The organism is Hoyosella rhizosphaerae (assembly GCF_014643175.1).
GTDB lineage: Bacteria > Actinomycetota > Actinomycetes > Mycobacteriales > Mycobacteriaceae > Lolliginicoccus > Lolliginicoccus rhizosphaerae.
In genome coordinates, this window is sequence record NZ_BMJH01000001.1 from 1,192,227 (window position 1) to 1,206,470 (window position 14,244).

Annotated in this window: 13 protein-coding genes; 5 read left to right on the top strand and 8 right to left on the bottom strand. The window is 59.1% G+C overall.

The window, feature by feature from the left end; genetic code table 11:
• Positions 1-48: 48 nt before the first annotated feature.
• Genes IEW73_RS05575 through mqo form a run of 5 tightly spaced genes read right to left on the bottom strand, consistent with a single transcriptional unit; the run spans position 49 to position 6,322 of the window.
• Positions 49-579, bottom strand: coding sequence for a cobalamin biosynthesis protein (locus IEW73_RS05575; protein ID WP_188671431.1), 531 nt, complete (start codon positions 577-579; stop codon positions 49-51).
• Complete coding sequence (locus tag IEW73_RS05580; protein WP_372433591.1) at positions 576-1,958, bottom strand: cobyrinic acid a,c-diamide synthase CobB; 1,383 nt, start codon at positions 1,956-1,958, stop codon at positions 576-578. The genes IEW73_RS05575 and IEW73_RS05580 overlap by 4 nt, the downstream gene beginning before the upstream one ends.
• The gene (gene cobO / locus IEW73_RS05585) at positions 1,955-2,575 is read right to left on the bottom strand and encodes a cob(I)yrinic acid a,c-diamide adenosyltransferase (protein ID WP_188671435.1); all 621 of its coding nucleotides are present in this window, start codon (positions 2,573-2,575) and stop codon (positions 1,955-1,957) included. Before cobO ends, IEW73_RS05580 begins: the two co-directional genes overlap by 4 nt.
• Before the next feature lie 34 nt (positions 2,576-2,609).
• A complete protein-coding gene (locus tag IEW73_RS05590; RefSeq protein ID WP_229675779.1) occupies positions 2,610-4,706 on the bottom strand; it encodes a magnesium chelatase subunit D family protein in 2,097 nt (698 codons plus the stop codon).
• Entirely contained in the window at positions 4,703-6,322 is a 1,620-nt protein-coding gene (mqo, locus tag IEW73_RS05595; protein ID WP_268236263.1) for a malate dehydrogenase (quinone), read from the bottom strand. The genes IEW73_RS05590 and mqo overlap by 4 nt, the downstream gene beginning before the upstream one ends.
• Positions 6,323-6,480: 158 nt before the next feature.
• Between mqo and IEW73_RS05600 the strand changes: the two genes are divergently transcribed.
• Both IEW73_RS05600 and IEW73_RS05605 read left to right on the top strand, forming a co-directional pair.
• Positions 6,481-7,512, top strand: a complete 1,032-nt coding sequence (locus IEW73_RS05600) for an alpha/beta hydrolase (RefSeq protein WP_188671439.1) — start codon at positions 6,481-6,483, stop codon at positions 7,510-7,512.
• A 62-nt stretch (positions 7,513-7,574) separates the two neighbouring features.
• The gene (locus tag IEW73_RS05605; RefSeq protein ID WP_188671441.1) at positions 7,575-8,987 is read left to right on the top strand and encodes a mycothione reductase; all 1,413 of its coding nucleotides are present in this window, start codon (positions 7,575-7,577) and stop codon (positions 8,985-8,987) included.
• A 9-nt stretch (positions 8,988-8,996) separates the two neighbouring features.
• Here IEW73_RS05605 and IEW73_RS05610 read toward each other — a convergent pair whose 3' ends face one another.
• Positions 8,997-9,563, bottom strand: coding sequence for a hypothetical protein (locus IEW73_RS05610; protein ID WP_188671443.1), 567 nt, complete (start codon positions 9,561-9,563; stop codon positions 8,997-8,999).
• 215 nt (positions 9,564-9,778) lie between these two features.
• Here IEW73_RS05610 and IEW73_RS05615 point away from each other — a divergent pair, with 215 nt between their 5' ends.
• The 3 genes from IEW73_RS05615 to IEW73_RS05625 are packed head-to-tail and all read left to right on the top strand — an operon-like array spanning position 9,779 to position 11,740.
• Positions 9,779-10,147 (top strand): GntR family transcriptional regulator, encoded by a 369-nt coding sequence (locus IEW73_RS05615; RefSeq protein WP_188671445.1) that lies wholly within the window; start codon positions 9,779-9,781, stop codon positions 10,145-10,147.
• Positions 10,134-11,036, top strand: coding sequence for an ABC transporter ATP-binding protein (locus tag IEW73_RS05620; RefSeq protein ID WP_188671448.1), 903 nt, complete (start codon positions 10,134-10,136; stop codon positions 11,034-11,036). Before IEW73_RS05615 ends, IEW73_RS05620 begins: the two co-directional genes overlap by 14 nt.
• Positions 11,033-11,740, top strand: coding sequence for a hypothetical protein (locus tag IEW73_RS05625; protein ID WP_188671450.1), 708 nt, complete (start codon positions 11,033-11,035; stop codon positions 11,738-11,740). The genes IEW73_RS05620 and IEW73_RS05625 overlap by 4 nt, the downstream gene beginning before the upstream one ends.
• Before the next feature lie 11 nt (positions 11,741-11,751).
• Here IEW73_RS05625 and IEW73_RS05630 read toward each other — a convergent pair whose 3' ends face one another.
• Both IEW73_RS05630 and IEW73_RS05635 read right to left on the bottom strand, forming a co-directional pair.
• Positions 11,752-12,654 (bottom strand): diacylglycerol/lipid kinase family protein, encoded by a 903-nt coding sequence (locus IEW73_RS05630; RefSeq protein ID WP_188671452.1) that lies wholly within the window; start codon positions 12,652-12,654, stop codon positions 11,752-11,754.
• Positions 12,651-14,234: an FAD-binding oxidoreductase gene (locus IEW73_RS05635; RefSeq protein WP_188671454.1), complete on the bottom strand. Its 1,584-nt coding sequence runs from the start codon at positions 14,232-14,234 to the stop codon at positions 12,651-12,653. Before IEW73_RS05635 ends, IEW73_RS05630 begins: the two co-directional genes overlap by 4 nt.
• Positions 14,235-14,244: the final 10 nt, after the last annotated feature.

Genomic DNA, 14,244 nt, shown 5'->3' on the forward strand with positions numbered 1-14,244 from the left:
CCTTCCAGCGGAGCCCAATTGTGAGGCCCAGACCAATATCGGATTAGCCTAGTCGGTTGTATGGGCAGTCGAATAATTCGTATCGGCCAAAGACACCCTGTCTGTCCACACCCGGTCTGTCCACGTGGCGCAAGCGACAGCTCCTGTGACGTAACGGCCCAGAGTTTTGGGTACTAGCACGTCAATCGCCACACGATGCGTGGGTCGCACTCCCTTGCGGTGCGCAACATCTGCAATTCGAGCCTGCTCAGCGGCACCGTTCGCGTTCGCAGCATAGAGTCTGGCCGCGCACATCGCTGATGCTTCCGCAACGCTCGGTGTGCCAACTGTGTCAAGGACCCAACTATTGGGCGCATGCACGGAAACAGCTCCTAGCTGAGACGCGGAAAAGCCGGAAATCGCGATCGGCGCAAACTCCGCAACACCGTCGATCAACGCGGAATTATCACGCCGTTGGTCGAGAGTGCCTACGCCTACGAATGTCAGGACATGCGCAGCGCGCGCCAACGTCGTTAGCATGTCGAACACGTCGGCAGGCCCGGCACGCGAAGATAGCCCAATACCTGCGGTAATGATCATGTGCGAACCTCCGCACCTGACCTCGCTGCAGCGACGAATCTGGCGATGGATTCAGGATGCGCAGTGGGGTGAGTGTGCAAGTACGAGGCATGCACCGAACCCTGGGTCGGGCCCGACACAACGCCTTCCCGCACGGTGACGTCATTGTGGTCTCGCCAGGCCCAAGCGCTCTGCCCAACCGGTGGGGATTCACTGAGATACGTGCGATGAAACTCATGGCCCGTGACTCGTTGCCCTGCAGCAAACATCGCCGAATCTTGTAGGGCCACGGCGTCGCGATATCCGAGTACCAGTCGGGACCCGAACTCTGCTGCGATGTCGAGCGCACCCACCATCGGGTGGCTATCCAGCGACCGCCCAAGGTAGAGGAGTCCCGCGCACTCGGCGTGAACAGGTACGCCGCGGGCTATCGCGGTCCGAATTTGCTCAGCCAATCCGGTATTCGCCGAAAGTTCGGCGGCATGCTCCTCCGGGAAACCTCCAGGCAAAATGATGCCTGCAGAGTCTTCGGGCAGAGCGTCGCACCGCGGATCAAACTCAACAACTTCCGCCCCAATGGCTGCAAGAAGTTCTCGCTGCTCGGCATAGGTAAACGTGAAGGCAGGGCCAGAAGCTAAAGCGATCCGGACTGGTGTCGCGGGCTCGCGCAACGTGAAGTCTGGACTCCACGGGAGCTGCGCCACCGATGAACGAGCGATGCGGGTAAGGGCGGCAAGGTCGACACTTGTGCGGACCAACTCTGACATGGCGGCAACTGCGTCCTGCGCGCGGGAGCCGTGTTCCGAGGCCGTAACGAGACCTAGGTGTCGAGAGGGCACAGCGAGGGGGTCAGATCGTGGAATGACGCCGAAAACAGGTAGCCCGGCGCGTTCACACGCGTCCCTCAGTACCCGCTCATGACGTTCGCTACCGACGTGATTCAGAATCACCCCAGCAATCCGCACCCGGACGTCGTAAGTGGCGAAACCGTGCAACAGTGCCGCGAGGCTTTGGCTATGCCCTCGCACATCGACCACCAGGATGACCGGGGCCCCAAGCAGAGCGGCAACCTGAGCAGTGGATCCTTCGGCTGGTTCAGCCGTGCCAATCCGGCCATCAAAAAGCCCCATGACGCCTTCGATGACGGCGATATCTGCGCCATCCGAACCGTGGCGAAACAACGGACCGATCAACGCTGCACTGGTGAGGACTGGGTCGAGATTGCGTCCTACGCGCCCTGACGCCAGAGAATGGTAGCCGGGGTCAATGTAGTCGGGGCCCACTTTGAATGGCGCTACGCGCTTACCAGAGGCACGTAAGGCACCCATGATGCCAGTGGCTACGGTTGTCTTGCCGCTGCCCGATGCGGGCGCTGCGAGCACGATAGCGGGAGTGCTCACCACTCGATACCTCGCTGGCCTTTCCGTCCCGCATCCATAGGGTGTTTAATCTTGGTCATCTCGGTGACAAGATCTGCGACCTCAATCAGCTCAGCAGGCGCATCTCGACCAGTGATGACGACGTGCTGATTCCCAGGCCGATTCACTAGCGTTTCCACCACCTCGGCAGTGTCGATCCAACCCCACTTCAACGGGTACGTGAACTCATCGAGCACATAAAACCGGTGCTGCTCACTTTGTAGCCTTCTGGAGATTTCTGCCCAACCGTCCCGGGCGGCGGCCGCATGGTCCGCATCATCACCAGTCTTGCGGATCCATGACCAACCTTCACCCATCTTGTGCCATTCCACCGGTCCGCCAGCACCTGTTGCGACGTATGCATCGCCGAGTGCCCGCAACGCGGCTTCTTCACCCACCCGCCATTTGGCGCTCTTGACGAACTGAAACACTCCAATGCTGAAGCCTTGATTCCAGGCTCGCATCGCCATGCCAAACGCGGCCGTGGACTTACCTTTGCCGGGCCCGGTGTTCACAGCAAGAACTGGCTGATTGCGGCGTTGCCGCGTAGTGAGACCATCACGAGGAATGCTTCCCGGACTTGGAACTCCCTGCGGCATAACCGTCCTTTCAAGTTGGCGAAAAGTGAACCTTCTACGCGGCGGCGCGCACAACACCACTGACAGCATCAGCTGAGAGATCAGCGAGTCGCACATATCCTCCGCGCAGATGTCGGGCAAGGTCCCGAGCCAAACCGAGTTCCACCATGCCCCGTTCGCAGTCGACGGTGATGGACGCGGTTCCTTCGCGCGCTAACGCAGCGGCTGTGAAATGCGCACGCCCGACCGGATCCGTACCCGCCGTTGCGCGACCGTCGGTCAAGATGACAATCAATGGACGCCGATGTGGGTCACGAACCCGCTCTCGACGGACAAGTTTTCGCGCACACACCAGGCCTTCAGCGAGCGGTGTCCGTCCACCGGTGCGGATGTCCGCCAATCGCCGCGCAGCGATGTCGACCGAGTTCGTTGGAGGCAAGACAAGTTCAGCTTCTGTGCCACGCATCGTGATCACGGCTACTTTGTCACGCCGTTGATATGCGTCGCGCAAAAGCGACACTGCGGCTCCGGTAACCGAAGCGAGGCGATCGCGAGCCGCCATCGACCCCGACGTGTCCACGACGAACACCACCAGGTTGCCTTCTTTGCCTTCGCGATCTACACCGCGCACATCACTGGGACAAACGGAAACCCGACCACGAACCGACGTGTTTTCGGCTGCGCTGATCACAGTGGCAGGGACATGGATGCCCCGGCCGCTGTAGGTTGTCGCACGGACAGCGCGACCGCGCTCCGAGTGTGACCGCGAGCGGCGTCCTGGTGCGCCGTCTCCTACACCTGGAACTTCAATCAGCCTGGCCCGAAACGGAGCATCAGGCGCAGCCGATCGTTGGGAACGCGAGTTCGTTTTCGACGGTGCGCCTGGGGATGCTTCCGGTGCTTCAGCGCCGCCGCCCGGCCCTGAATCGTCTGGACCTGAATCGTCTGGACTGGGGTCGTCTGGGTCGGGGTCGTCTGGACCGGGGTCGTCTGGACCGGGGTCGCGTGGGTCTTCAGGACCAGAATCGTCAGGACTCGCATCGCGTTGCTCAGGAGTAGCACCTGGGTCGTGACACGAACCTGGGTCGCGAGATAAATCTGGGTCGCCTGCATCGAGCTTCGCTTGTTCGAGAGCCTGTTCGAGCTGCTCGCTGTCTAGCCCTGGCTCATCGAACGGGTCTCTGCGCCGACGATGCGGCAATGCAAGTTCCGCCGCAACACGGACGTCTTCTTCCGCCACGGCGTCGGCTCCGCGCCACGCGGCGTGCGCTATCGCCGTTCGCGCAATCACAAGGTCGGCGCGCATTCCATCAACATCAAACTGGGCACACAGCGACGCAATGCGTCGCACCTCGACATCGGGAAGAGCAACGGAGCTGCGCCGATCACGCGCTGCCGCGATGCGCTCCGCTAATTCGGCGTCTCCGCTGCTGTACTTTTCGACGAATCCGTCAGGATCAAGTTCATACGCCAACCGGCGGCGCACTACTTCAGCGCGCACGCTCACCTCGCGCGATGCGATGACGTCAACAGTCAACCCAAACCGGTCAAGCAACTGCGGGCGCAGCTCCCCCTCTTCGGGGTTCATTGTTCCCACAAGCACAAACACTGATGGGTAGCTGTGGGAAAACCCGTCCCGCTCGACATGCACTCGGCCCATTGCGGCAGCATCGAGCAGTACGTCAACGAGGTGATCGTGTAGGAGGTTTACTTCGTCGACGTAGAGCACACCCTGGTGAGCCCGCGCGAGCAAGCCCGGCTGGAATGCACGTTCACCGTCACGAAGAACTTTCTCGAGGTCGATTGAGCCAACCACCCGGTCCTCGGTGGCTCCCACCGGAAGTTCCACCAGGTGTGCCGACCGATGGTCAGTGCCAGCGCCAACTCCACTGCCAGCGCCAACTCCACTGCCAGCGCCAACTCCACTGCCAGCGCCAACTCCGGTACCAGCGACCGGCGGCAGCAAACGCGCCAACGCTCGCACGATGGTGGATTTAGCTGTTCCCTTTTCCCCCCGCACAAGCACCCCGCCGATACCGGGGTGGATTGCGCAGAGGATTAGGGACAGCCGAAGTTGGTCATGCCCAACGATCGCGCTGAACGGGTAACCGGGTATTTGCGGCTCAGCCGAAATTGACGGTGATCGTGTCACGGTTGGACAGAGACTTCTTCCTCGATTGTGTCGTCGCCAGGTGCCTCAGCGTTGGCTGCTGCGGATCCTGATTGTGGGCCTGACGCTGAATCGGGAGTGAGTTTGAGAACCTTGTTGGTCCAATCCCACACCTCGTCGTACAAGCCTGGTTCGTCGTTAAGCTGTCGCCCGGCTGAAGGAATGATCCGCTCCAGGTCTTTCTGCCACGACGGGTAGCGGGAACTGAAGCAGCGCTCAAGTACCTCAAGCATCGCTGGTACACACGTCGACGCCCCAGGTGACGCGCCCAGTAGACCTGCGATCGAACCGTCCTCAGCTGCGACGATGGCGGTGCCAAATTCCAGCACGCCCTTCGTGTCTTTTCCAGTGCGGATGGTCTGCACGCGCTGACCAGCGGTAATAAGTTCCCAGTCTTTCGCTTCCGCGTCGGGCAAGAACTCCGCGAGCGCGTTGATGCGAGTCTGCTCGGACTGAACAACCTGTTCGATGAGGTACTTCGTCAGGCCCATTTCGTGAATACCGACGCTCATCATTTGCATGATGTTGTTCGGCTTCACCGACAAGAACAGGTCGGTTAGTTTGCCTTCTTTAAGGAATTTGGGTGTCCATCCCGCGTAGGGACCGAACAGCAGGCCACGCTCGTTTCCAATTACTCGTGTATCGAGGTGCGGTACAGACATCGGCGGCGCGCCGACAGCTGCTTTGCCATACACCTTGGCTTCGTGCTGCTCAATTAGGTCAGGATTGTTGCAGCGAAGGAACTGGCCGCTGATGGGGAATCCGCCGAACCCGTTGATTTCTTTGATACCGGCCTTTTGCAGAAGCGGCAAAGCACCGCCACCCGCACCGACGAAGACGAACCGTGCGATGACGTTTCGCTTGGCGCCCGTGCGAACATTCCGCACGGTGAGCTTCCAACGTCCATCAGATTGCTTCTTGAGGTTCAATACCTCGTGGCCGAAGCGGATGTCGTACCCGAATGAGCCGAGATGGGTTAGCAGTTGCCGTGTAAGAGCGCCGAAATCTACGTCTGTGCCGAGGTCAAACCGATTGAGCGCAATGGGGTCGGAGAAGTCACGCTGACGCGCCATGAGGGGAACCCACTCGGCGAAGGTGTCTTTGTCCTCCGTGTACTCCATGCCCTTGAAGATGGTTTGGCTCGCAAGCGCGTCATAGCGCTTGCGCAGGTAGGAGACGTTGTCGGCGCCGTGCACGAAACTCATGTGCGGCACGCGGTTAATGAAGCGACTGGGGTTACCCAGGATGCCCTTTTCCACCGCGTAAGCCCAGTACTGACGGGACACTTGGAAGCGCTCGTTAATGTCTAACGCCTTGTCGATGCTGACCGAACCATCTGCGTTCTGCGGCGTGTAGTTAAGTTCACACAAAGCCGAGTGACCGGTCCCCGCGTTATTCCACGGGTCGCTGCTTTCGGAAGCGGCTGCGTCGAGACGCTCAAAGAGCGAAACGGTCCAGTCAGGTTCGAGCTCAGTAAGCAACGAACCGAGCGTTGCGCTCATAATGCCCGCACCGATCAGTGCAACATCTACCGTCTGATCGGCACTGCTGCTCTGGCTCGCTGCGTTGCTCTGGTTACGCCCGTCATGTTTTGGCACTGGACTCAACTTTCTTGTCCGGTCATTCGACCCCGTTGGCACCACTAGACCATATCGGTCCTCGAAACGACGAGGTTCGTCGCCCACGAAGATCGGCGTGTGGTGCCTTCTATCCTGCCTCATCTACGTACTAGCAGTATGCGCGATAAGGTGATTTCGTGACCACATGGAGCGCCGATGTCTTAGGTGACGGCTACCAGCAGACCACAATCGACCTCGGGACTGACCCAGACAACGAGGGCGATATTGTCGCAACCCTGGTGCGATACGACCCGCCAAGCGACGAAGTTCCCGCACCTCATAGCGCCGCGCTGTATGTCCACGGGTATTCCGACTACTTCTTTCAGCGGCATCTCGCCCACGCATTCGCTGCCCGCGGATACCAATTTTTCGCCCTCGATCTCCGCAAGTGCGGACGTTCACAGCGTCCGGGGTTAACGCCGCATTTTGTGACTGATCTCGCTTTTTACGACGAAGAACTGAATGCAGCTTTGTCGATCATTCGTGACCACGTAGCTCCGGAAGCAGCAAATCGTATTGTGGTGTCCGCCCATTCGACAGGTGGGCTGATCCTCCCGTTGTGGTTGGACCGGCTTAACAAGGACGAAGGCGGTACGCAATCTCACGGGATTGTCGGCTCGGTGCTCAACAGTCCGTGGTTTGACCTGCAAGGTTCATGGTGGTTACGCAACATCGGTACAGCAGCAATTGATGCGGTGGGGCGTGTGCAACCGTTGCGCATCGCCCAGGATGCGAAGTTCGATGGCTACGGTTCAAGCATTCATATCGACCGGCATGGCACGTGGGAATACAACACGGAGTGGAAACCACACGGCGGCTACCCCGCGAGGTTCGGGTGGTTGCGCGCTGTGCGACGCGGGCACTTGCAATTGCACCGCGGACTTGACGTGGGCGTTCCGTCGTTGATCCTGCGCTCCGACAAGACTTGGTTCGCTCCGCATTACCGCCCGGAGATTGACAACGCCGACTGCGTTCTCGACGTGAAGCAAATAGCGCAGTGGTCCGGTTGTGTCGGCAACCGAATCCAAGTAGTGCCAATAGCAGGGGCACGGCATGATGTGTTTCTGTCACTCGAACCCGCACTCTCGGAAGCACTAGGAGAACTCGACGGGTTCCTCAAGTGGCTAGAACCGAGCACACTGGTCGGTAACCAAACCCCTATCCGGTAGCGCGAACCCCCATACCCCTTAGCGCAATCCTCAGTCGGTACGCCCAAATTCAGGAGCAGCACGTGGAGCAGTTCGACATCGCGATTATCGGTGCAGGGTCTGGAAACATGATCATCAACCGGAAGTTCGCTGACAAGAAGGTCGCGATCATCGAGGCGGATAAGTTTGGCGGTACCTGCTTAAACGTGGGTTGTATACCGACAAAAATGTTTGTAGGAAGCGCAGATGCGGCACAGCACGTGCTCGGTGCTGAGCGATTCAATTTGTCGGCCCAACTCAATGGAGTTGATTGGCGCGGCATCGTGTCGCGCATTTTCGGCCGTATCGACGGCAATGTTGCTGCAGCCGAACAGTTCCGGCGCGACAACGACAACGTCACTGTTTTTAAGTCCCACGCCCACTTCGTGTCAGACCACGTCCTTGAGCTAATCGACGCGGGTGACGAGGCGAATAGTCCCGCTGCCGTTGCCGAACAACGCATTTCTGCGGATCAGATTGTCATCGCCGCTGGTGGGCACGCGCATATTCCAGACCATCTCAGCCAGTTACCGGCGGTGATGGATGGATCAGTGGTTTTGCATACCTCAGATGACATCATGCGGATAGAGCAACTCCCGCAACGGATGGTCATCATTGGTAGTGGATTTATCTCCGCTGAGTTCGCGCATGTCTTTTCGTCGCTGGGTGTTGAGGTGACTGTAGTCGCCCGCGCCGATGCACTGCTCCGACGCCATGATGTCGCTGTGTCGCAACAGTTCACCCAGTGTGCCGTCGAGCAATGGGATGTGCGACTGAACACCACCGTCATCGACATCGTCGCCACGTCAGACGGGGCGCGTGTTGTTCTCTCCGACGGTTCCGCTGTCGAGTGCGATTCGATTCTCGTGGCGGCGGGCCGCAACCCGAACACTCCCGGCCTCGGGTTGCACAACACGTCAATTGAGATTGATGAGGGTGGGCGGGTCATTGTCGACGAGTACCAGCGCACTTCAGCTCAAGGCGTGTGGGCGCTTGGGGACATTTCGTCTCACTGGCAACTGAAGCATGTCGCCAATCACGAAGCCCGGGTGGTGCAGCACAACCTGCTTAACCCGCAAAACCTCAAGGCTGCCCGCCACGACGCGATTCCGTCTGGCGTATTCACCTCACCCCAGATCGCAACTGTCGGGCTGACGAGTGCGCAGGCGCAAGAACTCGGGCTCGACGTCGTTGAATCTACGGTCGACTATAAGGAAGTTGCGTATGGGTGGGCTTTGGCCGACCCGGTCGGGTTCTGCAAGGTCATCGTTGAACGCAGCTCCGGACTCATTGTCGGCGCCCATATTGTGGGCGCACAGGCCACAACTTTGCTCCAACCCATTGTGCAGGCCATGTCGTTTGCGGTGCCAGCTGCGGACCTTGCACGGGGCCAATACTGGATCCACCCCGCGCTCACTGAGGTAGTGGAGAACGCCCTACTGAGGGTGCGGCTGTAACTCCCGGCTTCACCATGGGTTGGAGCGCAAGACAATTTCGGTGGCAAGGATGGCGAGATGGTCGTCGGAGGCCGAATTCTCCACCATGGTGGTGACGATTCTGAGGTCGCCACGCACGTACTGTCCACTCGCTTTGGCGTGCGCCAACTCGCGGGCGTTAGTGGCAACAATTGTGGTGCCGACCTCAACTGGGGGGCATGAGCTGTCCTGTGCGGCGTCTTGGCCGACGACCGCGGCAGGATGCCCGCCACCGTAAATGGTGAGGCTTGCTGTGCGGTCAAAGTTGTGGGCGGCGAACTCCCAGGCGATTGTCGTAGCCGTGCCTATTCCGGCGACGTGCACCCACGCGGCTTTTGCCTTGTCTATGAGTTCAAGGATGTCTGCGTGTGTGGTGTGTTGTCCAACAGTCAGGGTGATGGTGCGAAGCCCTGAGTTGTGAAGTTTGGTGCAGAGCGCGTCGTAGTGCTCGGCAGGCTCGTCGGCCGATGTAACGATTAGCGCTGCTGTATTGCGTGCGTCACCTCCGCACCGCAACTGGTACTTGGTGTCTCCCACGGTTTCGAGAACGGTCTCCATGGGTAGAACGCTACGCGAGAATTCGCGCGACTACCTGCGCACTTGTGCGATCTCACTCAAATTTCACAGTGGGGCGTGCGGCACAGTGTGATTTTCGCCTAGTCAGAGCCCTTCGTCACATGCTTGCGAAAGATCCGGTTTGGTTATACGGTTAACTACATGAGTAATGAACCAACCGGCTGGGCTATTCGCCTCTCTCATCCAAGGAGGGAGCAATGGACGACGGCAAACCTCTTTTCCTGCAGATTGCAGAACTGATCGAATCCTCCATCATCGACGGTTCACTGCAAGAAGAAGCTAAAGCGCCATCCACAAACGAATTGGCTACCTTTCACCGCATCAACCCCGCGACAGCCGCTAAAGGAATCAACCACCTTGTCACCGGCGGCGTCCTCTACAAAAAGCGCGGGATTGGAATGTTCGTCTCCCCCGGAGCGCGCAACACAATCAAAAGCCGCCGCCGCGAACAATTCGCAGAGAACTACATCGACCCACTTATCGCCGAAGCAAGAAAACTCGGCATCACGGCTTCGGACCTACAAATCTTGATCCAGCAACGCGAGGAACGCCATGACCAACAATGAAACTCATCAGATCGTCGCCAGCTGCCGAAATATATCGAAGAAGTTCCGCTCCGTGCAGGCACTTAGCGACGTCAGTTTTGACCTCAAAGCCAACACGATTCACGGCCTCCTCGGCCGGAACGGCGCCGGAAAAACCACTCTCATGCGAATCATGACTGGGCAAGAGTTCCAGACGTCCGGGGACGTCACCATTCTTGGTCAACGCCCTCACGAAAACGTCGACGTCATGTCAAACATCAGTTTCATTCGCGAAAGCCAAAAGTATCCCGAGGACTACACAGTGGAACACGTCCTCACCACCGGGCGGAACCTGCACCCGAATTGGGACGACGATTTTGCACGCGAACTCGCGAACGATTTTGACCTTCCACACAAGCGGAAAGTGAAAAAGCTATCGCGGGGCATGCTTTCCGCACTCGGCGTGACAGTCGGCCTGGCATCCCGCGCCCCCCTGACATTCTTCGACGAACCGTATCTCGGCCTCGACGCCGTCTCGCGTCACATGTTTTACGACCGCTTGCTCGCCGACTACGCCGCCCACCCGCGCACCGTCATCCTGTCGACCCATCTGATTGACGAAGTCAGCAACCTGATCGAACATGTCGTCCTCATCGATAAAGGCGCAATTCTTCTCGACGACACAGCCGACAACCTCCGATCCCGCGCGTGCGTCGTATCGGGCACAACCGCCGACGTTGAAACCTTCATTCACGCCGACGGAACAACAAGCGTCTTTGAACGCGAGACTCTCGGCAACCAGTCGCGCATCACTGTCGAACTCCCCTTCACCGACGCCAACCAGCGCCGCGCCCGCGAACTCGGCATAACTATCGAACCGGTATCGCTCCAGCAACTCGTCATCAGCACCACCGGAAGGACGCAGCAATGACCATCGCAGCTCCCCAAACACGCATCGGACCGGTCATGAGACTGCACACCGCGACGCTTTCGTCGCTGTTGTGGATGGTTCCCATCATCGGTGCCATCTTCGCGGTGATACTGGCCGCGAGCATCGTAGTCGGCAATGACACCAACACGACCACAGCAACCCCACAGGTGGTCATCTACATCTTTATCTATGTCACGGCAATTCTGGCGATTACTCAAATGGCGCCCTACGCGCTGAGTTTCGGCGTCACACGTCGGGTCTTCCTCACTGCAACGCTGACCTTTTACTCGATAATGACGGCCGCAATCACCGTGATCATGGCGGGGCTGGCGTCGGTTGAACATCTCACAAACGGGTGGGGCGTGGAAATGTCATTCTTCCGCGTCATCCCAGAGGTTCCGGTCTCCACGCTCATCGCCTGGCTGGCCTTGCTACTGTTCCTCACCAGCGCAGCGACTGTCGGGTTCCTCACCGGTGCCATCTTTTTGCGATGGGGAGCAGCCGGGGTATGGGCTGCGGTGCTTGGACTCATCGTCGTCATCGGTGTCATCGCAATTGGCGTTTTGCAGTTCGGCTGGTGGGAGCCAATTCGCAATGCTGTGAGCGAAGCACCGTTGGAGGTCCTCCTGATTGGCGGCCTGATTGGAGTTGTCGCCGTTAGCACGCTGGCAACTACGGCAATCTTCAGACGCACCGCCGTCTAGCCTGGCAACAACTACCGCGGCACAAGTACCGTGAGCGCCCCCGGCTTGACCCGGGCCGCCACTGGCAGGGAAGCAAGAGGATCACCGTCGCCATAGGCATCAACGACGCGACCACCTTTGATGGCGACGGTGACCTCTACGCCCCGCGCAATCTCAACGCCGGACACTCCGGTGTGCTTGCCCTGATACAACTTGGGGAGTTCCCTAATGAGCTTCAATCTCGATGCAGCTGCGACCATGACGACGTCAAGTTTGCCGTCGCACGGGTCAGCATCGGGCGCGATATGCATGCCGCTTCCGTAATAGCCCGAATTCGCAATCACGACGGTGCATCCTTTGAACAGGAATTTTTCGCCATCGACAGTCACCTTGTAAGTGGTGGGTTCAAACTCGGCGAGCGCTTTGAGGGCCGCGTACGGGTATTGCAGCTTCCGAGGAAGCCAATGCGCCGTATCTACTATCGTGGACGCATACGAATCCACCCCGGCGTACACACTGCCCACGACAGTGTGAGTCTGCGAATCAGGCCCTGTGACGTCGATGAGGTCGACTCGTTGCTGAGCACCATTGAGCAGGGTGTCGGCAACGGCATCGGGATCTTTGGGCAACCCAAGTTGACGAGCGAAGTCATTGCCCCGCCCGGTTGGCACGATGCCGAGCACACCCCCGGCCCGGGCTGTGACACCCGCGAGCGATCCGACCATTCCGTCACCACCGACCGCAACGATGGTTTCCCCACGTCCCACAGATTCGGGAATCATGTCGCGACAGCGTTGCTTTCCTGTGCTGTAGGTGACCGTTACCGCCGCGCCCGCTTTACGAAGTCGATTAACAACGGGCGAGACAGCTTTGACTGCCGCTCCCCCGCCGGAACGTGGATTCACTAGAAAGTGGAACGAACGCGAGGTAGTCACGGGATGAGCACTCCAGGGTTGAGGATTCCTGTTGGATCAATACGTTGCTTTACAGCGCGGAGCACGGACACGCCAATGTCTCCGATTTCCTGCGCAAACCACGGCTTGTGGTCGCGCCCAATAGCGTGGTGATGAGTGATAGTTGCACCGGTTGCAATCATCGCATCTGATGCCGCTTTTTTCGCTGCGGACCACTGCTCGATTCCGTCTTCGTGTTGTTTGGTAACGACGGTGAAGTAGAGGGAAGCACCGGATTCGTAGACATGCGAAATGTGGCACATCACTATTACCGCGTTGCCGTATGGCGCGAGTGCCGCTTCGATCGCCTCTTTCACTGCAACGTAGGTGGTGTGGAGACGGGACCAGAACGTGGCAGTTTCGAGGGTTTCAGTAAGTATGCCGTGGTCAAGCAGCGCGTCACGTAGGTACGGGCCGTCGTACCGCCCTTTTGCCCAGTGTTCACCGTCTTCGGCTCCGAGGCTGGTTCCGCCGGATTCTTCAAGCGCGGCGGTGACGTCATCGTGAAGGCGCGAGACCCGTTCGGGCGTGCCTTCGTACCCGGCAACCATGAGGCAGCCGCCTGGGTTGTCCGCGCCGATACTTCCGGGTTTGGCCAGGTTGATTGCTGTTTCGGCCTCGTCCGATAGTCGGAATACCGTCGGGTTGAGGCCATCTTGGGTGAGTTTCCGCATCGCGCGTGTGCCGTCGGCAAAGGTGGCGAATCTCCACGTTTCGTAGATTCGTTGCGCCGGTTGCGGTCGCACAGCAATGGTGACGTCTGTGATGATCCCGAAGGCGCCTTCGGAGCCGAGAATGAGCTGCCGTAGATCTGGCCCGGCCGCCGATGCGGGTGCCGCGTCGAGTCTGAGCACTCCCATTGGGGTTACGACGGTGAGTGCCTTGACCATGCTGTCGAAGCGACCATATCCGCTTGATGCCTGCCCGCTCGATCTGGTGGCTGCGAACCCGCCGATACTGGCGTACTCGAAGGATTGCGGAAAGTGTCCGAGCGTGTAGCCGTGCTCGTTGAGGAGTTTCTCGGCTTGTGGAGCGAGCAGTCCTGCGCCCAGGGTCGCGAGCCTGGATTCGTGGTCGACTGCAAAAGTGTTGAGGTGCGTGAGATCGAGGGCGACCACCCCGGTGTAGCCGTCGCTCTGTGCCGCAAGCCCGCCGACGACGGAGGTACCGCCGCCGTATGGCACGACGGCGATGGTGTGTTCAGCGCACACCGCAAGGATGGCGGCTACGTCGTCGGTGTCGCGGGGTCTCACGACTGCGTCTGGGGCGTCAGTGAGGTCGCCTGTCCGAATTTTAATAAGATCTGTGGTCGATTTGCCCCTTGTGTGGCTTATCCGTGAGTCATTATCAGTAGTGACGTTGTCGCTGCCGACGATCTGCCTAAGCGAGACCATTGCTGCGTCGGTGAGAGAAATCGGCGGCACAGCGAGTGTGCTCTTGTCGACTGCCGGTGTTTCACGCGTTTCACCGAAGGCAAGTTCGATCAATTGCCACGCGGACGCAGGAATGTTTGTCATGTGGGTGGGATTGCCCCAGCGGGCCCAGTGCATCACATCAGCCATGTGTTACAGT

Excerpts from the sequence above, each read along its gene's own strand:
- IEW73_RS05575 (WP_188671431.1), bottom strand. The coding sequence starts at position 579 with ATGATCATTACCGCAGGTATTGGGCTATCTTCGCGTGCCGGGCCTGCC.
- cobO (WP_188671435.1), bottom strand. The coding sequence starts at position 2,575 with ATGCCGCAGGGAGTTCCAAGTCCGGGAAGCATTCCTCGTGATGGTCTC.
- IEW73_RS05610 (WP_188671443.1), bottom strand. The coding sequence starts at position 9,563 with ATGGAGACCGTTCTCGAAACCGTGGGAGACACCAAGTACCAGTTGCGG.
- IEW73_RS05615 (WP_188671445.1), top strand. The coding sequence starts at position 9,779 with ATGGACGACGGCAAACCTCTTTTCCTGCAGATTGCAGAACTGATCGAA.
- IEW73_RS05620 (WP_188671448.1), top strand. The coding sequence starts at position 10,134 with ATGACCAACAATGAAACTCATCAGATCGTCGCCAGCTGCCGAAATATA.
- IEW73_RS05625 (WP_188671450.1), top strand. The coding sequence starts at position 11,033 with ATGACCATCGCAGCTCCCCAAACACGCATCGGACCGGTCATGAGACTG.
- IEW73_RS05635 (WP_188671454.1), bottom strand. The coding sequence starts at position 14,234 with ATGGCTGATGTGATGCACTGGGCCCGCTGGGGCAATCCCACCCACATG.